Raw genomic sequence first — 24012 nt, forward strand, 5'->3', positions numbered from 1 at the left:
GCTCTTGCCCTTGCCGTCGCCGGTGTTGACGATGACGATGCCGCGGCGCTCGCCCTCGGGCTTTTCGTAGGGCTTTTCGCTGGGAGGGGTTTCTATTTGCATGGGGTCTCCAATTTCGGGGGATTTTGTTCGGGGCGCGTGCACAGGACACCGGGTACTCCCCTCCGCGAATGTCCCCCGCTTCGCTCCTCCTTTATTTCGCTGCGGGGAGCACCCGGTGCCCTGTGCACGAGGGCACGCTGCTGGTTTGCGGCCGATCAACCAGTGCTCTGAGCGATCACGCCGATGGTGTGCTCTGCGCAGCGAAATAAAGGAGGAGGCCTGCGGCCCTAGGCCGCGCCGGGGGACATTCGCGGAGCAGAGCACACCGTCGGCGTGAGCGCGCCCTGAACAGCGCACATCAAACACAACGCGACGAATAGAAAAGCAGGGCTTCATATGCAAGCCTGACAAACCTCGTAAGTCATAGCGGCAATGCAATCCACTGCTCTGCCACCCGATGCACCCGGATGCGGTGGTCGAACACCTGCTCCAGCGCCGCATGGGTGACGGGGTCGTCGCAGCCGCCATGGTGCACCACGCGGCCCTTGTCCATCACCACCATCTCGTCGGCGGCCAGCGCCATCGGGAGTTCGTGCAGCACGCTGACCACGGTGCGGCCCTGGGCCACGAGGGCGCGTGCGGTCTGCATCCAGTCGGCCTGGTGCGGCGGGTCGAGGTTGGCGAGCGGCTCGTCCATCAGCAGCACCTCGGCTTCGACCGCGAGCGCGCGGCCCRGCAGCACGCGCTGGCGTTCGCCGCCCGAGAGCTGGCCCAGCGGGCGGTCGCGCCAGTCCCAGGCCTGGGTGCTGCGCAGTGCGCGCTCCACGGCTTCGCGATCGGCCGCGCTCGGGGCGGCCAGCCAGCGCTGGTGCGGCAGGCGGCCGAGCATGGCGACGTCGTAGACCATCAGGTCGTCGGCGCTGGCCTCGCCCGTGCCGCTCTGGCCGAGCCACGAGAGGCGCTGGGCGCGGATGCGGGCCGGGATCTTTCCCTGCGCCTCGCCGAGCAGCCGCACCTCGCCGCGGTGCGCGAGCAGGCCAGCGAGCGCCTTGAGCAGCGTCGACTTGCCCGCGCCGTTTGGCCCGACGATGCTGGTCCAGCGGGCGGACGACAGCTTCAGGTCGATGCCGTGCAGCACCTCGGTCATGCCGAGCGTGGCGCTCACGCGGTGCGCTTCGAGCGCGGGAACGGCGTTGTTGTTGTTGTTGTTGTCGCTCATGCCACGCCGCTCCGCGCGCTGCGCCGATGCATCAGCCACAGCAGGTAGCTGCCGCCGAGCACTGCGGTGAGCACGCCCACCGGCAGCTCCTGCGGCGCAATCAGCCAGCGCGCCAGCAGGTCGGCCGCCATCAGCAGGAGGCCGCCCATCAGCGCCGACAGCAGGATCAGCCGCGCGTGCGTGGTCTTGACGACCGAGCGCACGAGGTGCGGCGCCGCCAGGCCGACGAAGGCAATGAGGCCGGTCTGTGCCACGGCCGCGCCGGTGGCCAGTGCAAGCACCACCACCAGGGCGGCGCGCATGGCGCCCAACGGCAGGCCCAGGCTGCGGGCCGTCGCCTCGCCGAGCGCGAGGCCGTCGAGCACCGGTGCCAGCGCCCATGCCGACAGCAGGCAGACGGCGCACACGGCCGCCATCACGACGCAGGCGCTCCAGCCGACAAGGCCGGTGCTGCCGAGGATGAAGCCCTGGATGGCCTGCAGGATGTCGGCCGAGGCGATGGTGATCAGGTCTTTCGCGGCGCCAAGCACCACGCCGACGATCACGCCCGCGAGCAGGAGGCGCAGCGTCTGCTGCACCCCACGCGCCAGCGTCAGCGTGAGCAGCACCGCGAGCACCGCACCGATGAAGGCCGCGCCCGTGAGCCCGATGCGCATCACCCACTGCGTGCTGGCCACCGAGCCGCCGAACAGCATCAGCGCCACCGCCACGCCCAGCGATGCACCCGAGGCGCTGCCCAGCAGATAAGGGTCGGCCAGCGGATTGCGGAACAGCCCCTGCGCCACCGCCCCGCCAAGCCCGAGCAGCGCGCCCGCGAGCCAGGCGCCGAGCGTGCGCGGCAGCCGGATGTCCCAGACGATCTGCAGCGCCACCGGGTCGTGCCGCGCGGCCAGCAGGCTCTCGAAGCCGGTGCTGCCGATGCCGAGGCCGAACACGAGCAGCGCGGCGCCCAGCACCAGCAGGGCCGCGCCGAGCAGGACGACGCGGCGCAGGTGGACCGTGTGCATGCGGGCGGCGTTCACTGGCCCTTGTCCGTCAGGCACTGCGCCATCAGGCGCGCGGCTTCGTCCATGCGCGGACCGGGCCGAACCAGCACGTCGGACTGCAGGGCGTCGAAGCGGCAGACGCGGCCCTCGCGCACCGCGCGGATGCCGCCCCAGCCGGGGCGCTGTTCCAACCCTTGCGCGCTGCGCACGCTGACCATGATCAGGTCGGGGTTCGCGCGCACCACGTACTCCGGGTTGAGCCTGGGAAACGGCCCGAGCCTGGCCGGCACGATGTTCTTCATGCCGAGGCGCGCGAGCGTTTCACCGATGAACGACGACTCGCCGGCCGCATAGGGTGTGCTGTTGATCTCGAAGTACACGCGCTTTCCCTTTGCGCGCGCCGGCACCGACTGCGCCGCGGCCGAGACGCTGGCATCGATCACGCGCCAAACGCGCGGCGCTTCTTGCGTGCCGAGCACCTGGTCGAGTTTGCCGAGCACGCGCTGCACGTCGGCATGGCTCTTGGGTTCGAGCACCAGCACCTTGAGGCCCAGTGCTTCGAGCCGCTGCGTCACGCGCGACGACTTGGCGAGCAGCACCGCGTCGGGCTTGAGCGCGACGATGGCTTCCACATTGGGGTCGAGCCCGCCGCCCAGCTGCGGCAAGGCGCGCACGATGGCTGGCGAGTTGGAATAGTTGTCGACACCCACCAGCCGTTCGCAGGCACCGAGCGCGCAGACGGATTCGGTCAGCGAGGGCAGCAGCGTGACGATGCGCTGCGGCGGCTGCGGCAGGCTCACGGTCACACCACGCTCGTCGACCACGTCGAGGGCGTGCGCAGCCCATGCGAAGCCGGTCAGGCCGATGGCGGCCAGCAGGGATGGAATCCAGCGCTTCTTCATCCGGCGGGTGCTTTCAGGCTCAGCGGCAGGCCGGCCACCATGAGCGTCACGCGGCCGCAGGCGGCGGCCACGTCCTGGTTCAACCGACCCAGTGCATCGACGAAGGCGCGCGTCTCGCGGCCGAGCGGAATCACGCCGAGGCCGATTTCGTTGCCGACCAGCACCACCGGCCCCCTCGCCTCGCGCAATGCGATCAGCAGCATGGTGGCATGCGCCGATGGCGTGCGCGTCACGGGCCGTGCAACCTCCGAACGCACCGGCATCAGCAGGTTGGTGAGCCAGAGCGTGAGGCAGTCGATCACCACCAGCGTGTCGGGCGCGCTCTGCGTGACGACGGCGCGCGCGAGCTCGATCGGCTCCTCGATGGTCCGCATGCCGGGCACGCGCTGGGCGCGGTCGGCCTGGTGGCGCACGATGCGCTCCTGCATCTCGTCGTCATAAGCCTGGGCCGTGGCGATCAGCACGGCGCGGTGCGTACCGGGCGCGGCCGCCAGCCAGTCGATGGCGCGCTGCTCGGCGCGGCGCGACTTGCCGCTCTTCTGGCCACCGAGGATGAGTTCGTGCTCAACGGTCATCGTCAAACTCCTTTGCTGCGTCGTTGCCCAGTTCGATCGGCATGGCGCCGAAAAGCCGCGCCGTCGCTTCCGGGCTGGAGGCGAACCAGGCATGGAAATAGCTGGCGCGCACCGGGCCATGCACGTAGAAGGCCTCGCCGCCGCGCGCGCCGATGGCCTGCGCGGCGTCAGGGCGGCCGGTGTGGGCCGCGGGCACGAGCGGCGTCTCGCAGCTCGAATAGTGAAAGGTGTGGCCGCGCAAGGCATGGCGTCCCAGCTGGAGCTGTTGCGGCCCGAGGCCGGCCAGGCGCTTCTGCATCGTCACGCGGCCCGGGAGCAGGCCCCAGAGGCGATGCACGCCCTGCTGTTCCGTGTCGCCGTTCGTGGCCAGTTCGTCGAACAAGGCCATCATGCCGCCGCATTCGGCCCAGACGGGCTTGCCTGCGGCGACATGCGCGGCCAGCGAGGCGCGCATCGGCTCGCTGGCCGACAGGGTTTCGGCATGCAGCTCGGGGTAGCCGCCCGGGAGCCAGACCGCATCGCAGGCCGGCAAGGCATCGCCCGCCAGCGGCGAGAAGAACGCAAGCTGCGCACCGAGTGCCGAGAGCACATCGAGGTTGGCGGGATAGATGAAGGAGAAAGCCGCATCGCGCGCAATGGCGACGGTGCGGCCTGCCAGCAGCAGCGGTGCGGGTGCTTCCTCTGCGGTGACGGCTTCGAAGCGCACCTGCGGCAGCTGCAGGATCGGCAGCTGGCCCAGCGGTGTCGCGGCCAGCACATCGGCCGCCGCATCGAGCCGCACCATCGCGTCGTCGAGTTCACCGGCGCCGACGAGGCCCAGGTGCCGCTCGGGCAACGCGAACCCCGGATCGCGCGGCAAGGCGCCCAGCCATTGCGAGGGCTCGCGCAGCGCGTCCTTCAGCATGCCCGCATGGCGCTCGCTGGCCACCCGGTTGGCGAGCACGCCGGCCCACGGCAGGCCGGGCCGGAAGTTCTGCAGGCCATAGGCCAGCGCCCCGAAGGTGCCGGCCATCGCCTGCGCATCGATCACCGCCAGCACCGGCAGGCCGAAGCGCTCGGCCAGGTCCGCCGCGCTCGGCGTGCCGTCGAACAGGCCCATCACGCCTTCGACGATCACCAGATCAGCCTCGGCCGCCGCGGCCCGCAGGCGCGCCTTGCAATCGGCCTCGCCCGTCATCCAGAGATCGAGCGAATGCACCGGCGCGCCGGTGGCCAGCGCGAGCCAATGCGGATCGAGAAAATCGGGCCCGCACTTGAAGGCCCGCACCCGCCGGCCCTGGCGCGCATGCAGCCGCGCCAGCGCGGCCGCGACCGTGGTCTTGCCCTGCCCGGAGGCCGGCGCGGCGATCAGCACCGCGGCACAGGTGGCGGCAGTGTCGCGTCGTGATGAAAGGCTGTTTACTGCGGTGTCCACTTGAGTCCGAGGTACGCGGTGCGGCCCCCGTTGGCGTAGAGCCGCGCGTACTGGTAGTCCTTGTTGCCCACATTGTCGACGCGGGCCACGAGATTGATGTCGCGCGTGATCTGCGTGCTGGCCGACAGGTTCAGCACGGTGTAGCCGCCGAGCTTGACGGTGTTGGCCGCGTCGTCGTAGCGCTTGCTCGAGGTCTGCACCTCGGCGCCCAGCGTCCAGTTGGCGACACGCCAGTCGGCGCCGAAGGTGGCGTGGCGCTGCGCGCGGCGGGCCAGCAGGTGGTCGGTGGCGAGATCGCGCGGGTCCTGGTAGTCGAGCGATGTGCGCAAGGTGACATCGCCGAAGCGGTGGCCGGCCGAGAGCGTCACGCCCTGGTAGCGGGCGCGGGCCGTGCTGGAGTAGCAGCCGAACGACGACGCGCAGCCCTTGAGGGTGCCGTCGAACACGATCAGGTTCTGCACGCGGCTGCGGTAGACGACGATGCCCGCGTGCGTGGCGCCCTGCGAATACTGCAGGCCCAGCTCGACATTGCGGCTCGATTCGGGCTTCAAGCTCGCGAGACCGTATTCGCTGAAGCGCTGGTACAGCGTGGGCACGCGGAAGGCCGTGCCGGCCGATGCGGTGAAGCGCAGCGAGGGCGTGATGGCAAAGCCGTAGGCCGCGCTGCCGGTGGTCTTGCCGCCGAACTCGCTGTCCCTGTCGCGGCGCACATGCAGCTGCAGCGAATGCGGGCCCTGCACGTAGCCGTAGCCGAGCGCAATGGCGTTCTGCGAGCGGTCGCGCGAGAAGAGCTTGGCGGAGGTGGTGGGTGCGTTTTCAAGTGCGTCTTCGCGCCGCTCCAGCGCGGCGGTCACCAGGTGCGGGCCGAAGCGGAATTCGTTCTGGAACAGGTAGCCGCGCAGGTTGGTTTCGGTGCGGTAGAACGAAGGCTGCGTCTTGTAGACCGATTGCGAGTCGCTCACTTGCACGCGGGTGCTGTAGATGTCGTTCCACTTGGCCGACCATGTGAGGCCGGCGGTGCGCAGGGTGTTGTTCGCGATGTCGTTCCTGAACAGGATGGGCGGCTTGGTCCTGAAGCCGACCGTGGCGTCGTAGCCTGCCTCGATGTCGCTCTGGAGCAGCGTGGCATCGAGGCGCTGGTCCGGCGTGATCTGGAAGCCCAGCCTCAGGTTGCCCGAGGTGCTGCGGTAGCCGTCGCGGTCGGGGCTGGTGAAGCCGTCCTTCGAGGGCGTGCGCTTGTTCGCGGGCTGCACGTTGAAGCCCTTGCTTTCCTCGTGCGCGACGCCGAACGAATAATCGAACAGGCCGGACTTGCCGCTGACGCCGCCTTCGATCTTGCGAAGCCCGCGGCTGCCGAAGCCGATGCCTGCATAAGGCGCCACGCCCTCTTCGCCACGCTTGGTGAAGAGCTGGATCACGCCGCCGATGGCATCGGAGCCGTACACCGCGGCGGCCGGGCCGCGCAGCACTTCGATGCGATCGATCTGCGACAGCGGAATGCCTTCCCAGCCGGCACCGCCGGTCGACTGCGAGTCGATGCGCACGCCGTCGAGGTAGACCGCGGTGAAGCGCGTTTCCGCGCCGCGGATGAACAGGCTGGTGGCGTTGCCGACGCCGCCGCTGCGGCTGATCTCGATGCCCGGCAGGCGCGCCAGCACGTCGGCCACGCCGGTGGCGCCGCTGCGCTCGATGGTCTGGCGGTCGATGATGGACACGTCGCCCACCAGGTCGGACAGGGCTTGTGGGGTGCGGTTGGCCGTCACCACCGTTGCGGGCAGCGCCGCCGCTTCCTGCGCATGCGCCAGCGTGGGCAGTTGGATCAATGCAAGGCCGCCGAAGGCCGAAGCCAGCGCGAGCGGCAGGCAGGCGAGACGGCTGCGGCGCGCAGGGGCGCGGCCGCGGGAAAAGGAAACGCAGGAAATCATGGATGAGCCGAACGAACGTCAATGCCCCTTGCCGGCCTCCCCGCCAGCATCTGGGCGCAATGACCGCCCCAGGCAAGAACCGATTCGTTCGTTCGTGCATGCGGCAGCCGCCTTGTTGGCCGGTATCCGGGCTGGCAGCGCGCCCCTGCCGCCTTCCCAGGCACCTGTTTCAGGGCGCCCAGTGGCTGGATGGAGAGGGGTGACGCCTTGCGGCGTCGTCTGCTTGACCGTTGCGGGGGCAGCGCAGGCGGCTTCGGCCTTGTTCCGAATCCCGTCTTCCGGGTTCGGGGGGCGTCCACTCCTGCTTCCCGTTGAACTGCGCCGTGTGAACCACGACGCGAGCACCAACGGGCGGGATTTTAGGCCCTGATGCAACCTCGCTAAGCCGAAAGTTGTGGCCGCCGCGCTACTTGGCGGGTCACTTGGCGGGGCGGACCGCCATCACCTCGATCTCGACCAGGTAGGCCGGATTGGCGAGCGCCGCCACCTGCATCGCCGAGCGCACCGGCAGCTTCGGCTGCGCGGTGGTGCCGAAGAACTGGGTGTAGCCCTCCATGAAGCCGGCGAAGTCCATCTTGTTGTCCTTGGCCGGATCGCCCACCAGGAACACCTGCATCTTCACCACGTCGCCCATCGTCAGGCCCAGGCCGGTGAGGCTTTTCTCGATGGCCTTGAGCACGCCGACGGTCTGTCCCTTGGTGTCGCCGCCATAGGCTGCGGCCGTGTTCTTGGGCGCGGTCGCGTCCTGCAGCGGCGGCACCTGGCCCGAGAGGTACACGTTGGTGAACGAAGACGGAATCTCCACCGCCGCCGAGATCGGGAAGGTGGAGTTCGGAATGCGGTGGCGAATGATTTCATCGGCTGCATTGGCAGCACCGGTGCCGGCTGCGAACAGTGCGGCGACGAGGGCCAGCTTCTTCGTGAGGGAGGTCATGGTCATGGGTGTTGTCTCGGTACAGGGAGGGATGAAGGATCTACCGGATCGCGCAGAGAGGTCAAGGCCGCAGCTTCTTGACGCTTTCCGCGGGAATGGCATCGGGGTACTGGTTGCCGAAATGGGTGCGCGCATAGCCGACCACCGCGGCGATCTGCTCGTCGCTCATCATCTTGCCGAAGGCGGGCATGCCCTTCTGGCCGTTGAGCACCACATAGAGTGCGTACTCCGGGCTCGCGAGCCTCGGGTTCGATGCGAGCGCAGGATAGGCGCCGGCCCCCTTCGCGCCCTGCCCCTGCGCCATGTGGCAGCCCTGGCAGGTGGCACGGTAGATCGATTCGCCCGAGCTCTCCTGGAACCTGGGGCCGACGGAAAACACGGGCTCGGGCGATGGCGACTGCGCGAACGCGTGCCCGCCCATCGAGGCCAGCGCACCGAGCGAAAGGCCGAGCAGTGCGTGCTTGATGAAGGTCGTGATGCTGTTGTTCATGGTGGGTATGTCCTTCGCTCGGCTCTCAGGCGACGGCGCGGGCGTGCAGCCGCTGGATGGCGTCGAGCGACGAGAGCAAGGCGCCCTCCTGCCAGGCCGGAATGTAGGAAGCGTGTTCGCCGGCCAGCGCAATGCGGCCGTCGACCTGGCACAGGTTCTTGTAGTGCTTCTGGCGTGTGTCGTCGGTCCATATGCCATAGCAGCCGTGCGAGCCCGGCACGCGGTGCCAGCCCACGGAGATGCCGTTGTCGAACTCGCTCGCGTACTGCGGGTGCAGCTGCGTGCCGAACTCGACCGCGCGGCGCACGCGCTCTTCGGGCGCCATGGCGGTGAATTCGTAGGAGTTGGGGCCGTCGAACACATAGGCGCCGAGCACCACCGACTTGCCCTTGGCGCCATAGCGCGTCGAGGGGTACGAGATGCGCGAGATCGGCAGGTCGGTGTAGCTGATGCCGCCGTAGATGTGCTCGTCCTCTTCCCAGAAGCGGYGCTTGAACTGCAGGCCCACCTTGACCGATGCGCCATAAGGCACCGCATTGATGGCCTCCTGCATCGCCGAGCCGACCTGGATGTCGATCTGGCTCAGCACCGACAGCGGGATCGTGCACAGGCACCAGTCGGCCTTGGCCTGCGTGACCGCGCCGCCCTTGGCCTCGTCGGTGTAGGTGACGGTGACGCCGCGGTCGTTCTGCTCGATCTTCGTGACCTTGGCGCCGTAGCGGATCAGGCTGCCGACTTCTTTCGCGAAAGCCTTGGCGATCATGTCCATGCCGCCCACGGGCTGGAAGATCGCACTCTGGAATTCGTAGTCCTGCCCGCTCGCGATGTAGCGCCAAAGGTTCGATTGCAGCAGCTCGCTCATGTCGAGCGGCTTCGATGGCCTGGCCAGCGGCATCAGGCCGCCGCCTGCGTCCACCTCGTAGCCGCGGCGATCGCTGCTGACCGTGCCCTCGCGATAACGGAACTGCGTATCGAGCGCGCCCCAGCGGCGCAGGCCTTCGAGCAGCTTCTCCTTGTCTTCCTTGGTCAGCGCGGCATCGAGGTTGCCCTGCGTCGCGGCCTTGCCGAGCAGCTCGGCCACATAGCCCTGGTAGTCGGCCTGCACGTGGCGATAGCGCTGCGGCTTGCCGCCATAGGCCTTGCTCGAATGCACGAGCGCGTTGTAGTTGACCTGGATGAAAGGCTCGAGCGCAACGCCCAGGCGCTTGCAGTAGCCGAGCACCGCGTGGTGATGAAAAGGTATGCGCCACGGGCCCGGATTGAAGTACTCGCCCTTGGCAAAGCCGCATTGCTGCACGGCGCCGCCGAGCTCGGTGAAGGTGTCGCCACCGCGCAGCGTCCAGCAGCGGCCGCCCGCACGATGGCTGAACTCGAGGACCTTGACCGAGTAGCCCGCGTTGCGCAGCTCGAGCGCGGCGGCCATGCCGGCCAGGCCCGCACCAAGAATCAGCACCGAGGCGCCCTTCTTTGCGCCATCGAGTTTCGGAGGGCCGTTGTAGTTGGACTCGGCTGCGAAGCCCAGCGAAGTCATCGCCTGGTACATCGCACCGCCTCCTGCCGTCTTGCCGATGAGCGTGAGCAGATCACGCCGACTGAATAAAGTGTTGTTCTTCGTGGTCATGGGCTGGCTGTAAATGTTTGAAAGGCCGCTGCGAAGGCAGCAGAATCCATGCCAGACAAAGCACCGCGCGCACCGTCGGCGGGACCTTTTTGCCCGGATTCCCGGGAAACTACAATCGCCAACCATGCCCGCCTCCAGCCCCATCGATCAGATCGCCGAGCGTGTGGAACGCTTGCTCGTGCGTCACGAAGAGGTACAGCGCACCAATGCGCTGCTACAGGAACAGGTCGATGCGCTCACGCGCGAACGCGACGGGCTGAAGTCGCGGCTCGCCGCGGCACGCACGCGCCTCGACGCCTTGCTCGAGCGGCTGCCGGCTGAACCACCTCCCGAAGATTCCACCGCATGAAGCAGATAGAAGTACAGATCATGGGCCAGAGCTATCTGCTCGGCTGCCCCGATGGCGGTGAGCCGCAGTTGCGCGATGCCGTCGAACGCGTGGATGCCGCCATGTGCAAGATCCGCGATGCGGGCAAGGTCAAGGCGCGCGATCGCATCGCGGTGCTGGCTTCGCTGAACCTGGCGTTCGACCTCGCAGCGCAGCAGGCGGCTGCAGCAGCGGCCCCTGCCGCAGCACCCGCAACCACCACGGCTGCGGAGCCTGGCGAAGCCGATCCGAAGGCCGCCCAACTGATTCAAAAGCTCGATCAGGCACTGGCCGGCGATGATCATTTGCTCTGAATGAGCCCCGCGGACCCGGACGGAGCGTAAAATCCGAACTGTCTGCGGTGCGCGTCGGGCTTAATATTTCCTTGTTCCAATGCTCTCCGGAGCCGGGCTTGGTACATTGCTTGACGGGCGTGATCATCTCGCGTCAGATGAACCCGAAGTCTTGCTGCCCTCGCCCACCTGAACCCTGGTTCAGGATGCGGGTTCGGCGCCCACTTGCAGACACCTTTTCCATCGGCACGGCCCCCAGCACACCCTGCTCGGGGCCGTTGCTTTGTCCGAAGACCCCGCAGCGTGACCGATCTCCTCGACCCCCTCCTGATCCTCGAACTGGCCACGCTCGGCCTGGGCACCGGCTTCCTCGCAGGCCTGCTCGGCATCGGCGGCGGCATGCTGATGGTGCCGTTCATCACGATCATCATGGGCCACCGCGGCGTGTCGTCGGACCTGGCGGTGAAGATGGCCATCGCCACCTCGATGGCCACGATCATCTTCACCTCGGTGTCGAGCGTGCGCGCGCACCACAAGCGCGGCGCGGTGCGCTGGGACATCGTGCGGCGCCTTGCGCCCGGCATCGTCATCGGCAGCCTGGCGGGCAGCCTGGGCGTCTTCGCATTGCTCAAGGGCACGGCGCTCGCCATCTTCTTCGCGCTGTTCGTGGGCTTCTCGGCCACGCAGATGTTCCTCGACAAGAAACCCAAGCCCACGCGGCAGATGCCGGGCACCGGCGGCCAGCTCGCGGGCGGCGGCGCGATCGGCTTCATCTCGGGCCTGGTGGGCGCGGGCGGCGGCTTCATCAGCGTGCCCTTCATGACCTGGTGCAACGTGTCGATCCACAACGCGGTGGCAACAAGCGCGGCGCTGGGCTTCCCGATCGCGGTGGCCAATGTGCTCGGCTATGCCATCAGCGGCCAGTCGGTGCAGGGCCTGCCGGACGGCTCCTTCGGCTACATCTGGCTGCCCGCGCTGGTGGTGATTGCCTTGTGCAGCGTGTTCACCGCGCCGCTGGGCGCGAAGGCCGCGCACAGCCTGCCGGTGAAGAAGCTCAAGCGCGTGTTCGCGAGCATCCTGTACCTGCTCGCGGCCTACATGCTCTGGAAGGGCTTGAAGGGCTGACCCCATCACCCCGGCTTCGGCAAAGCCGGCTCCGCGGTGTTCCACGCGAGGATGCACGAGCAATAGCCCTTCGGCTCTGGGGTGAGACCCGTTGCGACGGACGGGTCGGGGCCGTATAACGGTTTTCATGAAAATCCTCATCGCCGTCGACGGAAGCGCCTACACGCAAAAGGCCCTCAACTACCTGATCGCCAACCGCGCCATGTTCGTGGACGGGCATGAACTGGTGGTGGTGCACGTGTGCACCGGCGTCTCCGGCCATGTGGCCCGGCACCTCAGCAAGGAGGTGGTGACCGACTACTACGCCGAGGAAAACGCCAAGGTGCTCGAACCCGTGAAGGCCTTCTTCGCCGAGAAGGGCGTGAGCAACTTCAAGGCCGATGCGCGCCATGGCCACGCGGCCGAGGAAATCCTCAAGTCGGCCACGGCAGTGCACGCCGAGCTGATCGTGCTCGGCACCCACGGCCACGGCATCTTCGGACGTGCGTTGATGGGCTCGGTCGCCACCAAGGTGGTGGCCGAAACCGATATCTCGGTGCTGCTGGTTCAGTAGCAGGCGCTATTGCACGCGCTGCTGCCGCCACTCGCGCGGCGAGCAGCCGAAGCGCTCGCGGAACGCGCGGCTGAAATGGGCCGCATCGTTGAAGYCGCGCCCATACGYGATCTCCCCCACCGGCCGGCCCGCGAGACGCGGCTCCAGCAGGTCGCGGCTGCAGGCCTCGAGCCGGCGCTCCCAGATGTACTGCGAGGGTGTCAGCGGCTCGCTCTTGAAGACGCGGTGGATGTGGCTCGCCGACACCCCCAGTTCCGCCGCGAGACTGCCTACCGACAACGACGGATCGGCCAGCTGCTCGTCGATGCGCCGCTTCACGCGCGCGAGGTGGTAGGCCGTGAGGTTGCTGAGCGACGGTGCGCGCGCTGCGGGCAGGGTCTGCAGGCCGGCCACCAGGATGCTCTGCACACCGTTGGCCACCGCCAGGGCCGACGCGGGCTGCAGCGTGTCGATGTCTTCGCGCAGCGTACGGATCATGCCGAGCAGCAGGTGGCCCGCGCCTTCCCTGCCCGACACGGTGGTGGCTGTCAGCGCCTCGGTGTCGCGCAGCTCGCTGCGCAGGCGCTCGCCGGGCAGCTTGAGCACGATCTGCTCGAAGGTATCGTCGAACAGCAGCTGGTAGGGCCGCGTGCTGTCGTACAGCGCGAAGTCGCCGGCCGACAGCACGGCGTCTCGCCCGTCCTGCCGCACCACCCCATGTCCCTGGGCCTGGATGCTCACGAGGAAGCAGTCATCGCTCGAACGCGAGATATGACCGCTCGTGCGCATGACCTTCTGCGGCCCTGACCTGACCACCGACACGTCAAGGCTGGGCAGCGAGTGCTGGCGGATGCTGCCCTCGAAGCTGCCCGTATCGGCTTCGCGCACCGGGTCGCACCCGAGCTGCACGTAGACGTTGCAGATCATGTCGGTCCAGTAGGCAAGCCGCTGGTTTCGCGCCACGGCATCCGTGCTGAGCAACTGGTTCATGGAGTTTCCCGGAAAGCGCATGCAACGCTGGAACAAGAACGCCGCAAGTTCGGGTCAAGGCGTTCCGCGGCGGCGAATTTACGCTTCAAGCAACCCGCATGCCACAGCGCAAACCCGGTGCGCAAGTGTGCGAAGTTGTTTCATCCACCGTTCCTGGAGGCCCACCATGCCCACCACCGCTCACCCCAAGCTCCGCGTCGCCGCCGTGCAGGCCGCGCCCGTGTTCCTCGACCTCGCCGGCACCATCGACAAGACCATCGACCTCATGGCCCAGGCGGCCGGCCAGGGCGTGAAGCTGATCGCCTTTCCCGAAACCTGGGTGCCCGGCTACCCCTGGTGGATCTGGCTCGATTCGCCCGCCTGGGGCATGCAGTTCGTGCAGCGCTACCACGACAACGCGCTGGTCGTCGGCTCGGCCGAGTTCGACCGCATCAGGGACGCTGCGCGCAAGCACGGGATCTGGGTCTCGCTCGGCTACAGCGAAAAGGCCGCGGGCAGCCTCTACATCGCGCAGGCGCTGATCGACGACCAGGGCAACACCGTGCAGACGCGCCGCAAGCTCAAGCCCACGCATGTGGAGCGCACCGTGTTCGGCGAAGGCGACGGCTCCGACCTCGCCGTGGTCGAGACGCCCCTGGGCAACATCGGATCGCTCTCGTGCTGGGAGCACCTGCAGCCGCTCAGCAAGTACGCGATGTATTCGCAGAACGAGCAGATCCATTGCGGCGCGTGGCCCAGCTTCTCGCTCTACCGCGGCGCGGCCTACGCGCTCGGCCCCGAGGTGAACAACGCCGCGAGCCAGATCTACGCGGCGGAGGGACAGTGCTTCGTGGTCGCGCCGTGCGCCACCGTGTCCCAGGCGATGAGCGACCTGCTGTGCACCGATCCGGCCAAGCAGCAGATGCTGCGCACCGGCGGCGGCTATGCGCGCATCTACGCGCCCGACGGCTCGCCGCTCGGCACGCCGCTGGCCGAAGACCAGGAAGGGCTGGTGATCGCCGACATCGACCTCGGCATGATCTCGCTCGCCAAGGCGGCGGCCGATCCGAGCGGCCACTACGCGCGGCCCGACGTCACGCAACTGCTGCTGAACAAGACGCGCCGCGAGCCCGTGGTGGTGGTGCAGCGCGCGCCCGAGCCCGAGAGCAGCGTGCCGGAAGCGATCGCCGCCAACACCGAGCCGCGCCTGCCGGTCGCGGCCTGAGCGCACGGAGCCGCGCCATGGAATCCGCCATTGCCGAGCATCTGAAATGCCCCCGCACCCGGCACCGCCGCGTCGAGGACGACTACACGCCGCCCTACCCCGTCTGGTCGGCCCGCGCGCCGGCCTCGGTGAAGCAGGTGGCGATGGGCTATTTCGGCGTGCAGTCGCGCGGGGCCGGGATGCAGGGCCGCGCCTGCGCCGCCCTGATGAAGATCGCGCGCGACTTCGCGCTGCCCGATGGTCCGGGCCACCACGACCTCGCACACTTCGTCGACGCCGATGGCTGCGACAACATGATCGCCATCGCGTACTGGAGCGATGCGGCCGCCTACGCGCGTTGGTGCGCAACACCCGCCATCGACGCATGGTGGCGCTCCGAAGAGCGGCTGGCGGAAGGCCTCGGCTACTTCCGCGAGATCGCATCGCCGCGCGTCGAGCACTTCGAGACCATGTTCAACACGCCGGACCGCTTCGAGGGCGTGGGCGTCGTCATGGGCGAAGTCAGCGGCGAGCTGCAGGAGCATGGCTACTGGGGTTCGATGCGCGACCGCATCCCGCTCTCGCAGACCGACGCGATGGCGCCCTCGGGCACACGCGCCGTGATCGCGGGCACGCCGGCACTGGGCCAGCGCGTGCGCATCGCGGGCCACGAGAACATCGCGATGATCCGCTCCGGCCAGGAATGGGCCGACACCACCGGCCAGGAGCGCACGCTCTACCTCGAGGACATGGAGCCGGTGCTGCGCGAAGGCATGGACTTCCTGCGCGACCAGGGACTGGGCATCGGCTGCTACAGCAACCGCTACATGCACCACCTCGACGCCCATGGCGCGCCGCTGCAGAAGTCTTTCGGCCTGAGCTACTGGCGCTCGCTCGCCGACATGGAGCGCTGGGCCGAATCGCACCCCACGCACGTCGCGATCTTCGGCAGCTTCATGCGTTATGTGCAGGCGCTGAACTTCCAGCTGCAGCTGCGCGTGTACCACGAGGTCTCGGTGCTGAAGGCCGACGAGCAGAGCTACGAGTACATCAACTGCCACCCGCGCAGCGGGCTCATGAACGGATTGGGCACGGCGTAGAAAAAGAGAGGCCCCTTCGGGATTGCTTTAGGATGCGCGGCCCTATCCAAGGCAAGGACCCCCGACCATGTGGAACGATCTCGACAGCCTCGTCGAAGCCTCGATGCAGGAATGGAAAGTGCCCGGGCTCGCGCTGGCCGTCATCCAGGACGGCGAGATCGCCGTGCTCAAGGGCTACGGCGTGCGCGATACCGACACGGGCCGGCCCGTCACCATCGACACGCAATTTCTGCTCTGCTCGATCACCAAGTCGTTCACCGCGGCCGGGCTCGGCCTGCTGGTCGACGAACGCAAGCTCGACTGGGACCGACCGGTGCGCGAAGTGATTCCGGAGTTCCGCCTGCACGACCCGGCGGCCACCGAGCGACTCACGGTGCGCGACCTGCTGTGCCACCACAGCGGGCTGCCGCGCCACGACTGGATCCACATGCCCGGCGACCTGAGCAACGCGCAGATGCTGGCCGCGCTCCGGCACCTCGCCCCGAACAAGGACCTGCGCGACACCTTCCAATACTCGAACCTCGGCTACCTGGTCGCGGGAATGGTCACCGAGCGGATCAGCGGCCAGACCTACCAGGACTTCACCACGCAGCGCCTGATGAAGCCGCTGGGCTTCAGCCACTTCGGCTTCTCCATCGAGGCGCTCGCGGCCGCCGAAGACGCCGCCCGCCCGCATGCGATGGACGGCGATGAGCGGTATCGCACGCCGCTGTCGCCGATCCGCGCGATGCCGGCCGGCGGCATCAACGCCTCGGTGGCCGACCTTGCGAAATGGGCGCGCTTTCTCCTCGATGGCAAGGCGCACGGACAGCAGCTGCTTTCGACGCAGGCGCTGCGCGAGATGACGACGCCGCGCGTACACATGGGACGCTCCCCGTACGCAGAGATCGGCGACTCCCACTACGGTCTCGGCCTCTTCTGCGAGCAATACCGCGGCGAACGCACCGTCGCGCACTCGGGCTCGTGGACCGGCTGGAGCACGCTCATGACGATGCTGCCGGAGCACCGCGCGGGCGTCGTGGTCCTCACGAACCGCACGCCGGGCGGCGCCCCCCCGATCCTCACCTACGCGGTACTCGACCGCATCTGCGGCCGCGAGCCGGTCGACTGGTTCGGGCGTCTGGCGCCCAAGCGCAAGCAGGCACTCGAACAGCAGAAGCTCGACAAGAAGGCGAGCGGGGAAGTTCGCAAGAGCGGAACCCGGCCGAGCCACCCGCTCGGCGACTATGTCGGCGACTACGAGCACCCGGCCTACGGGCGCCTGCGCATCGACAAGGAAGCCGACGGGCTCGGCTGGCGCTGGCGCGGTATCGAGGAGAAGCTCGCGCACCGCCACTACGACGTGTTCATCACCCCCGACAGGCCGACGGTGCTGCACCCCAGCGAACGGACGCTCACCTTCCGCTACGACCGGCAGGGCCGTATCGATCGGGTCGAGATCCCGTTCGAGGAGATGGTGGACGACATCGTGTTCCGCCGCGTCGCGGCCGGCGACGTGCTGGACCCGGCGTTCCGCCGGCTGTGCGCCGGCGACTACCTGCACAGCGGCCGCGTGATCGAGATCAGGCTCGACGCCCAGGGCGAACTCAGCATGACGATCCCGGGCCAGCCGACCCACCGCCTGCTGCCGGCCGACGGACGCAGCTTCAGCGTCGGCACGCTCGAGGGCTTCGGCGTGGAATTCCGCCGGCCTTCATCCGACGTGGTCGACGCGCTGATCTTTCACGAGCCGCGCATCACCGCCCTCGCGCCGAGGATGGAAAAGGCCTAGGCGAACAGCCCCTTGTGCTCGGCGCGCAGCAGCGCCTTCTGCACCTTGCCCATCGTGTTGCGCGGCAGTTCGGGCACGACGAAACAGCGCTTCGGAATCTTGAAGTTCGCGAGCTTCGACTTGAGCTCCGCAACGACCGCATCGGCATCGACCGCCGCGCCCGCCTTGGCGATCACGATGGCCACGCCCACCTCGCCGAAGTCGGGGTGCGGCACGCCGATCACCGCGCTCTCGGCCACGCCGGCCATCTCGTTGATGTAGCCCTCGATCTCGGCCGGGTAGACGTTGTAGCCGCCGCTGATGATCAGGTCCTTGCTGCGGCCGACGATGGTGATGTAGCCCCGGCCGTCGATCTTGCCCACGTCGCCTGTCTTGAAGAAACCGTCGGCGGTGAATTCTTCCTTCGTCTTCTCGGGCATGCGCCAGTAGCCGGCGAACACGTTGGGACCGCGGACCTCGATGCCGCCGATTTCGTCGATGGCACAGTCCTGCCCGCGCTCGTCGCGCACGCGCAGCTGCACGCCCGGCAACGCAAATCCGACGGTGCCGCCGCGGCGCTCGCCCTGCTCGGCCTTGTAGGGGTTGGAGGTGAGCATGACCGTCTCGCTCATGCCGTAGCGTTCGAGAATGGTGTGGCCGGTGCGCTCGCGCCATTCGTCGAAGGTCTCGATCAGGAGCGGCGCCGAGCCTGCGACGAAGAGCCGCATGTTGCGCACCGCCTCGCGCGTGAGGCCAGCCTCGGCCAGCAGCCGCACATAGAGCGTGGGCACGCCCATGAACACCGTGGCTTCAGGCAGCTTCGCGACGATGCGCTTCGGATCGAACTTCGAGAACCAGAGCATCTTGCTGCCGTTGAGCAGCGCACCGTGCAGCGCGACGAAGAGTCCGTGCACGTGGAAGATCGGCAGCGTATGGATCAGCACGTCGCCCGGGGTCCACCCCCAGTAGTCCTTGAGCACCTCGGCGTTCGACAGCAGGTTGCCGTGCGTGAGCATCGCGCCCTTGCTGCGGCCGGTGGTGCCGCTGGTGTAGAGGATTGCTGCAAGATCGCCGGGACCTTTCTTCGCCACCGTGTGCTTGTCGCTGCACCGCGCCGCCGCTTCGAGCAGCGTGCCGGTGCGGTTGTCGTCGAGCGTGAACACATGCCGGGTGCCCGCCGCGTTGGCGATGGGTCCGACCCACGCGGCATTGCGGCTGGTGCACACCACGACCGCGGGCTCGGCATTGCCGATGAAGTATTCGATCTCGGCGCTCTGGTAGGCGGTGTTGAGCGGCAGGAACACATAGCCCGCGCGCAGCGTGGCCAGGTACAGCAGCATCGCCTCGACCGATTTCTCGACCTGCACCGCGATGCGCGCACCCGCCTCCAGTCCGAGCGCATCGAGCAGGTTGGCGATCATCGCGCTCGCGCGTTCGAGGTCGCGCCACGAATAGAAAAGGCCGTTGTCGGTTTCGACCGCGATGCCGTCGAGGTCGGCGGGAAAGGCCGCGCGCAGGGCGGCGAACAGGTTGGAGTTGGCTGTCTTCTTCATCGGACTGGTACTTCAGAAATTCGGTGTGCGCTTGGCAAGGAAGGCCGCGATGCCTTCGCGGTGCTCGGCGGAATCGGCGTAGTCGTAGGCCGTGGCCAGCAGGCTCTGCGTCGAATGCGCGCCGGCCTTCAGCATGGCGAAGGTGCGCTTGTGCAGGCGCGCGGCCTGCGGCGCCAGCGCGGCGATGCGGTCGGCATGCGCCTGCACGGCGGCTGCCACCTCGTTGTCGGGCAGCACCTGCAGCAGAAAGCCCGCGTCGTACAGGCGCTGTGCGCCATGCACACCGGCAGCCAGCAGCATGTCGCGCGCGAGCACGTCGCCGATGGCGCCATGCACCAGCGCCGCTTCGCGCGGCGCCATGGGAAAGCCGAGCCTGGCAATGGGCGCGCCGAACCGGGCGGAGGCGCCGGCGAGCCGGATGTCGCAGCAGCTCGCGATCTCGATGCCGGCGCCCATGCAGGCGCCCTCGATCTGCGCGACCAGCGGCGACGGGCAATCGAGCAGGGCCTGCAGCGCGGCCCACACCTCGTTCTCGTGGAATTCGCGCAGGCTCGGTTCCTCGAAGCGGAAGGAGGGGTACTCGGAAATGTCGCCACCCGCGCAGAACGCCCCGTCCTCCCCGCGGACCACGATGCAGCGCAAGCCTGCGTCATCGGTGCCGGCGATGCCTTCGAACACGGCGCGCAGCTCGCGCCACATCGCGCGTGTCATCGCATTGAGGCGGCCCGCATTCGACAGCGTGACGACGGCCGTCGCGCCTTCGCGGCGCAGCGAAACGGTGCCGGAGGCGGTCATTCGAGCTTGGCGCCCGATGCCTTCACCACCGCCGCCCAGCGCTTGATTTCCGAGCTGACGAAGCCGCCGTAGGCCGCCATGGTGAGGGTCGGGATTTCGGAGCCGTTCTGGGCCCAGATGGCCTTGAGCTCGTCGGTGGCGAGCGCCTTCTTCATGTCGTCGACCGCGCGCGCCTGTGCATCGGCCGGCGTGCCCTTGGGCGCCCAGAGGCCGTACCAGGTGGTCACGGTGTAGTCGGGCAGGCCCACCTCGGCGGCGCATGGCACGTCGGGGAAGGCCGGGTTGCGCTTGCTGCCCGCGACCATCAGCGCCTTGATGCGGCCGCTCTTGATGTGCTGGGCCGAGGAACCGAGGCCGTCGAACATGAGGTCGACGTTGCCCGAGATCAGGTCCGACAGCGCCGGGCCCGCGCCGCGGTACGGGATGTGGGTGATGAAGGTGCCGGTCTGCAGCTTGAACAGCTCGCCCGCGAGGTGGTGCGAGGTGCCCGAACCGGCCGAGCCGTAGTTGAACTTGCCCGGGTTGCGCTTGACCAGCGCAATGAACTCCTGGATGGTGCTGGCCTGGACGCGCTTCGGGTTGATCACCACCACCTGCGGCACGTTGGCCAGCAGCATCAGCGGGATGAAGTCTTTCTCGATGTCGTAGTCGAGCTTGGGATATACCGAGGGCGCGATCGCGTGGTGCACCGCGCCCATGAAGAGCGTGTAGCCGTCGGCCGGCGCCTTGGCCGCGATGCTCGCGCCCAGCGTGCCGCCGGCGCCGCCGCGGTTGTCGATCACCAGCGTCTGGCCCGCGATCTTGCTGAACTGGCCCGAGAGCGGCCGTGCGAAGGCGTCGGTGCCGCCACCGGCCGGGAACGGCACGATCATGGTCACCGGCTTGGTCGGCCAGTTCTGGGCACGCGCGGCGCCGCAAAGGACGGCCGCACCGGCGGCGGCCACGCGCAAGACGTCACGGCGTTGAAAACTTGGGTTCATTTGTCTCTTCTCCAGTCGTTGTGGATTTTGCCGCCCGATGCGGCGGTGGGCGCTTTTTCTGCGCCCGGTTTTTCGGACTCAGCCTTTTTTGAAGAACAGGCTTTCGATGTCTCCCGATACCGCGACCTTGCCGTCGGCCAGCCAGGCGCGATGCTTGTCGAGGCGCTTGAGGTCGTAGAGGTAATTGACCATGAGCCCGTAGGACTGCTTCTGTCCCTTGGGCGACGGGTCGCCGGCCCAGTTCAGGCGTTCCACGCGCGCACCGTTGCCGAGGTGGAAGCGCGCCACGGGGTCGGCCGGCGTGCCGTCGACCAGCGCATGGCCCAGGTATTCGGCGGCGGCCTGCAGCAGCCATTGGCGCAGCGGCGACCTGGCGTCGAGCGTGGCGGCCGCCTCCGCAGCGGCGAGCAGGCGGTCGGCCGTGGGCGGCACGGAGCCGACGAGGCGGCCGAGTTCAGCCTCGCGCTTCTCGTCGAGCCGCGGCACCAGGTCGGCCGCATTCCTGGCGAGCCAGGTGCGGAAACCGGGAATCGGCGAGAGCGTGGCAAAGGTCTTCAGCCGCGGCAGCTCGTCCTGCAGCGTCTCGACCACGCGCTTGATGAGCGAGTCGCCGAAGCTCACGCCGCGCAGGCCGGTCTGGGTGTTGCTGATCGAATAGAAGATCGCGGTGGTGGCCTTGGCGGGCAGCACCGGCACGGCGGCTTCGTCGAGCAGCGGCATGATGCCGTCGCTGATGCGGTCGACCAGCGCCACCTCGACAAAGATCAGCGGTTCGTTGGGCAGCCGCGGATGGAAGAAGCCGTAGCAGCGGCGGTCGCTGTCGTCGAGCCGGTTCTTCACGTCGGACCAGCTCTTGATGTCGTGCACCGCTTCGTAGCGGATGAGCTTCTCGATCAGCGAGGCCGGCGAATCCCAATCGATGCGGCGCAGCTCGAGGAAAGCGACGTCGAACCAGGTGGAGAACAGGTGTTCGAGTTCGGCATCAAGCGCGAGCAGGCGCTTGTCGGCCTTCAGGCACGGCAGCAGGTCGGCGCGCAGGTCGACCAGGAAGCGCATGCCCTCGGGTTCGACGGCAAAGCGCTGCAGCAGGCGCATGCGCGGCGACACGAGCGCGCGCCGCAGGCGCAGCTCGGCCTGTCCTTCGTCGGGCGTGCCGACCGCGGTCTGGTGCTGGTCGCGCGCGGTCTTGAGCTTCTGCGCGTCGGCGGCGAAATGCTCGCTCATCAAGGCCCAGTAGTCGCGGCGCTCCTCGGGCGTGGCCACTGCATAGGCCTGTGCGATGGCATGGGCCCGGCGGCCGCCCTCGACCTCGCTCACGCGCGGATCGATCACCGCCTGCAGATCGGCGAGCACGCGGCGCAATGCGCGCGGCGACAGGGCCTCGTCGGCCTTGCGCAGCGTGACCTGCAGGCGCTCGGCGGTCGAGCGCCCGCTGGGCTTGAACGCGTTCTTCAGCGCATTCTTCGCGGCGCCTTCGGGCGCCACGGGCACCTTGGACTTTTCACCAGAGCGCAATCGCGCCTGGAACCATTCGGTGGCACTCATCGATGGACTCCAATGTGGATGGGTTCGGGCGCACTGCGGCGGATCGTCACGGCATCACCCTGGATTTCTGCTGCCGCATGACCTCGCGCAGCGCCTCGCGCTGTCTTGTCATGTGCGTGCGCATGGCGGCATCGGCGCCTTCGCTGTCGCGCGCCTTGAGCGCCGCGAACACGGCCAGGTGCTCCGACAGGCTCTGGTCGAGCCGGCCCGGCGCATGCAGCTGCTGGAGCCGGGCGAGCTTGAGGATCTTGCGCAGGTCGCCGATCACCTGTGCCAGCCACTTGTTGTCGGCGAGCTTGATGATCGCCTCGTGGATGACGTGGTTGGTGGCGTAATAGTCGTTGATGCGCCGCGCCCTGGCGTGCCGCACCAGGCGCTCGTGCAGCGCGTCGAGCTCCTGCAGCTCGGCATCGCTGGCGTTGCGGGCCGCCTCGTAGGCGCAGCGGCCTTCGAGCAGCGCGATCACCGGGAAGATGTCGTCGAGATCGCGCTCCGTGACCTCGTTGACGAAGCAGCCGCGCCGCGGCTCGTGCCGCAGCAGGCCTTCGGCGGTGAGCACCTTGAGCGCCTCGCGCAGCGGCGTGCGGGAGATCGAGAGCCTTTCGCACAAGGCCGCTTCGTCCAGGAAACTGCCCGGCGCCAGCGCGCCCTCGAAGATCTGCTCGCGCAAGGTGGCGGCGACTTCGTCATGCAGGGAGTTGGGGACCAGGCGCATACGGATTTGGAGCGGTGGACGCGGGTGGCTGGGCGTAATTTCCTGTAATTACGAATAATTGTGAGCGCCCGAACGAAACAGCACAAGGCCGCGCATGACATGCGCGACCCGGAATTACCCTGAGAACTTCCGGCTCAGGCGCGTGCGGTGGCCGTCTTTGCGCGGCCGAACCAGAACCACAGCGCGATGCCGACGATCACCATCGGCACGCTGAGCCACTGCCCCTGGCTCAGGCTCAGGGCGCGCAGGCCGAGGAAGTCGTCGGGCTCGCGGAAGTACTCGGCAAAGAAGCGCAGCGCGCCGTAGCCGATCAGGAAGACGGCTGCCACCTGGCCCTGCTTGCGTTCCTTGCGCGCATAGAGCCACATGATCACGAACAGCAGCAGGCCTTCGAGCAGGAATTGGTAGACCTGCGAAGGATGGCGCGGCAGCATCGAGCCGCTTTGCGGGAACACCATGCCCCAGGGCAGGTCGGGGCTGCTGAAGCGGCCCCAGAGTTCGCCGTTGATGAAGTTGCCCACGCGGCCCGCAGCCAGGCCGGTCGGCACGCAGGGCGCGACGAAATCCATCACCTGCCAGAACGGCCGCGCACGCGAACGCGCGAACCAGACCATCGCGCCGATCACGCCCAGCATGCCGCCATGAAAGCTCATGCCGCCCTGCCATACGTACAGAATCTCGAGCGGGTGCGTGAGGTAGAACTCCGGCTTGTAGAAGAGGCAATAGCCCAGCCGCCCCCCGACGATCACGCCCATCACGCCGAGAAAAAGGATGTCCTCGATGTCCTTGCGCTGCCAGGCGCCCTGACCGACCAGCGAGCGATACGGCTCATGGTGCAGTCGGCGCGTGCCGAGAAAGTAGAACAGCGCGAAGGCCGCCAGGTAGGTCAGGCCGTACCAGTGAATGGCAACGGGCCCGAGCTGCAAGGCGATGGGATTGATCTGCGGATACATGAGCATCCGCGGATTGTGCCCGG

General features: G+C 68.0%; 23 protein-coding genes, 1 pseudogene and 1 riboswitch. Of the genes and pseudogenes, 7 read left to right on the forward strand and 17 right to left on the reverse strand.

The genetic code is table 11. From position 1 onward, the window contains the following. From AC1DXX_RS21270 to AC1DXX_RS21315, 10 genes and pseudogenes are all read right to left on the reverse strand, one after another. Positions 1–102, reverse strand: a pseudogene (locus AC1DXX_RS21270) (cob(I)yrinic acid a,c-diamide adenosyltransferase); the annotation flags it as partial. Positions 103–463: 361 nt separating this feature from the next. Then, positions 464–1261, reverse strand: coding sequence for an ABC transporter ATP-binding protein (locus AC1DXX_RS21275; RefSeq protein WP_478136199.1), 798 nt, complete (start codon positions 1259–1261; stop codon positions 464–466). Beyond that, positions 1258–2268 (reverse strand): FecCD family ABC transporter permease, encoded by a 1011-nt coding sequence (locus tag AC1DXX_RS21280; RefSeq protein WP_478136240.1) that lies wholly within the window; start codon positions 2266–2268, stop codon positions 1258–1260. Before AC1DXX_RS21280 ends, AC1DXX_RS21275 begins: the two co-directional genes overlap by 4 nt. 11 nt (positions 2269–2279) lie before the next feature. Beyond that, positions 2280–3149, reverse strand: a complete 870-nt coding sequence (locus AC1DXX_RS21285; RefSeq protein WP_478136200.1) for an ABC transporter substrate-binding protein — start codon at positions 3147–3149, stop codon at positions 2280–2282. Continuing rightward, on the reverse strand, positions 3146–3724 hold the full coding sequence (locus AC1DXX_RS21290; protein WP_478136201.1) for a bifunctional adenosylcobinamide kinase/adenosylcobinamide-phosphate guanylyltransferase: 579 nt from the start codon (positions 3722–3724) through the stop codon (positions 3146–3148). Before AC1DXX_RS21290 ends, AC1DXX_RS21285 begins: the two co-directional genes overlap by 4 nt. Next, positions 3714–5138, reverse strand: a complete 1425-nt coding sequence (locus AC1DXX_RS21295; RefSeq protein ID WP_478136202.1) for a cobyrinate a,c-diamide synthase — start codon at positions 5136–5138, stop codon at positions 3714–3716. Before AC1DXX_RS21295 ends, AC1DXX_RS21290 begins: the two co-directional genes overlap by 11 nt. Beyond that, positions 5123–7063, reverse strand: coding sequence for a TonB-dependent receptor domain-containing protein (locus tag AC1DXX_RS21300; RefSeq protein WP_478136203.1), 1941 nt, complete (start codon positions 7061–7063; stop codon positions 5123–5125). The genes AC1DXX_RS21295 and AC1DXX_RS21300 overlap by 16 nt, the downstream gene beginning before the upstream one ends. 100 nt (positions 7064–7163) lie before the next feature. Next, a riboswitch (cobalamin riboswitch) is annotated at positions 7164–7426 on the reverse strand. A 55-nt stretch (positions 7427–7481) separates the two neighbouring features. Next, entirely contained in the window at positions 7482–8003 is a 522-nt protein-coding gene (locus tag AC1DXX_RS21305; protein ID WP_478136204.1) for a RidA family protein, read from the reverse strand. A 55-nt stretch (positions 8004–8058) separates the two neighbouring features. Beyond that, positions 8059–8487 carry a c-type cytochrome gene (locus AC1DXX_RS21310; protein WP_478136205.1) on the reverse strand — a complete coding sequence of 143 codons (429 nt, stop codon included), beginning with the start codon at positions 8485–8487 and terminating at the stop codon, positions 8059–8061. 25 nt (positions 8488–8512) lie between these two features. Then, positions 8513–10108 (reverse strand): flavin monoamine oxidase family protein, encoded by a 1596-nt coding sequence (locus AC1DXX_RS21315; RefSeq protein WP_478136206.1) that lies wholly within the window; start codon positions 10106–10108, stop codon positions 8513–8515. 124 nt (positions 10109–10232) lie between these two features. Between AC1DXX_RS21315 and AC1DXX_RS21320 the strand changes: the two genes are divergently transcribed. The 4 genes from AC1DXX_RS21320 (at position 10233) to AC1DXX_RS21335 (ending at position 12446) form a co-directional block, all read left to right on the forward strand. Beyond that, positions 10233–10457, forward strand: a complete 225-nt coding sequence (locus AC1DXX_RS21320; RefSeq protein WP_042581495.1) for a hypothetical protein — start codon at positions 10233–10235, stop codon at positions 10455–10457. After that, positions 10454–10789: a cell division protein ZapA gene (locus tag AC1DXX_RS21325; RefSeq protein WP_478136207.1), complete on the forward strand. Its 336-nt coding sequence runs from the start codon at positions 10454–10456 to the stop codon at positions 10787–10789. Before AC1DXX_RS21320 ends, AC1DXX_RS21325 begins: the two co-directional genes overlap by 4 nt. Before the next feature lie 282 nt (positions 10790–11071). Then, on the forward strand, positions 11072–11893 hold the full coding sequence (locus AC1DXX_RS21330; protein ID WP_478136208.1) for a sulfite exporter TauE/SafE family protein: 822 nt from the start codon (positions 11072–11074) through the stop codon (positions 11891–11893). Between the two features lie 127 nt (positions 11894–12020). After that, complete coding sequence (locus tag AC1DXX_RS21335) at positions 12021–12446, forward strand: universal stress protein (protein WP_478136209.1); 426 nt, start codon at positions 12021–12023, stop codon at positions 12444–12446. A gap of 6 nt (positions 12447–12452) precedes the next feature. Here AC1DXX_RS21335 and AC1DXX_RS21340 read toward each other — a convergent pair whose 3' ends face one another. Beyond that, positions 12453–13415, reverse strand: coding sequence for an AraC-like ligand-binding domain-containing protein (locus AC1DXX_RS21340; RefSeq protein WP_478136210.1), 963 nt, complete (start codon positions 13413–13415; stop codon positions 12453–12455). 166 nt (positions 13416–13581) lie between these two features. Here AC1DXX_RS21340 and AC1DXX_RS21345 point away from each other — a divergent pair, with 166 nt between their 5' ends. The 3 genes from AC1DXX_RS21345 to AC1DXX_RS21355 all read left to right on the forward strand — a co-directional run bounded on the left by AC1DXX_RS21345 (position 13582) and on the right by AC1DXX_RS21355 (position 17469). Further along, positions 13582–14619, forward strand: coding sequence for a carbon-nitrogen hydrolase family protein (locus AC1DXX_RS21345; RefSeq protein WP_478136211.1), 1038 nt, complete (start codon positions 13582–13584; stop codon positions 14617–14619). Positions 14620–14636: 17 nt separating this feature from the next. Further along, positions 14637–15698: a phenylacetaldoxime dehydratase family protein gene (locus tag AC1DXX_RS21350; protein WP_478136212.1), complete on the forward strand. Its 1062-nt coding sequence runs from the start codon at positions 14637–14639 to the stop codon at positions 15696–15698. 67 nt (positions 15699–15765) lie between these two features. Beyond that, positions 15766–17469 (forward strand): serine hydrolase, encoded by a 1704-nt coding sequence (locus tag AC1DXX_RS21355; protein WP_478136213.1) that lies wholly within the window; start codon positions 15766–15768, stop codon positions 17467–17469. Here the strand turns inward: AC1DXX_RS21355 and AC1DXX_RS21360 are convergent. The 6 genes from AC1DXX_RS21360 to lgt form a co-directional block, all read right to left on the reverse strand. Beyond that, positions 17466–19001 (reverse strand): malonate--CoA ligase, encoded by a 1536-nt coding sequence (locus tag AC1DXX_RS21360; protein ID WP_478136214.1) that lies wholly within the window; start codon positions 18999–19001, stop codon positions 17466–17468. The genes AC1DXX_RS21355 and AC1DXX_RS21360 overlap by 4 nt on opposite strands. 12 nt (positions 19002–19013) lie before the next feature. Continuing rightward, positions 19014–19796 carry an enoyl-CoA hydratase/isomerase family protein gene (locus AC1DXX_RS21365; RefSeq protein ID WP_478136215.1) on the reverse strand — a complete coding sequence of 261 codons (783 nt, stop codon included), beginning with the start codon at positions 19794–19796 and terminating at the stop codon, positions 19014–19016. Continuing rightward, the gene (locus tag AC1DXX_RS21370; protein ID WP_478136216.1) at positions 19793–20776 is read right to left on the reverse strand and encodes a Bug family tripartite tricarboxylate transporter substrate binding protein; all 984 of its coding nucleotides are present in this window, start codon (positions 20774–20776) and stop codon (positions 19793–19795) included. Before AC1DXX_RS21370 ends, AC1DXX_RS21365 begins: the two co-directional genes overlap by 4 nt. A 78-nt stretch (positions 20777–20854) precedes the next feature. Continuing rightward, positions 20855–22321 carry a malonyl-CoA decarboxylase gene (locus AC1DXX_RS21375; RefSeq protein WP_478136217.1) on the reverse strand — a complete coding sequence of 489 codons (1467 nt, stop codon included), beginning with the start codon at positions 22319–22321 and terminating at the stop codon, positions 20855–20857. 46 nt (positions 22322–22367) lie between these two features. Further along, a complete protein-coding gene (locus tag AC1DXX_RS21380; protein WP_478136218.1) occupies positions 22368–23036 on the reverse strand; it encodes a GntR family transcriptional regulator in 669 nt (222 codons plus the stop codon). A 134-nt stretch (positions 23037–23170) separates the two neighbouring features. Continuing rightward, positions 23171–23995: a prolipoprotein diacylglyceryl transferase gene (gene lgt / locus AC1DXX_RS21385; protein WP_478136219.1), complete on the reverse strand. Its 825-nt coding sequence runs from the start codon at positions 23993–23995 to the stop codon at positions 23171–23173. Positions 23996–24012 lie beyond the last annotated feature (17 nt).

The organism is Variovorax sp. P4_B10 (assembly GCF_056402375.1).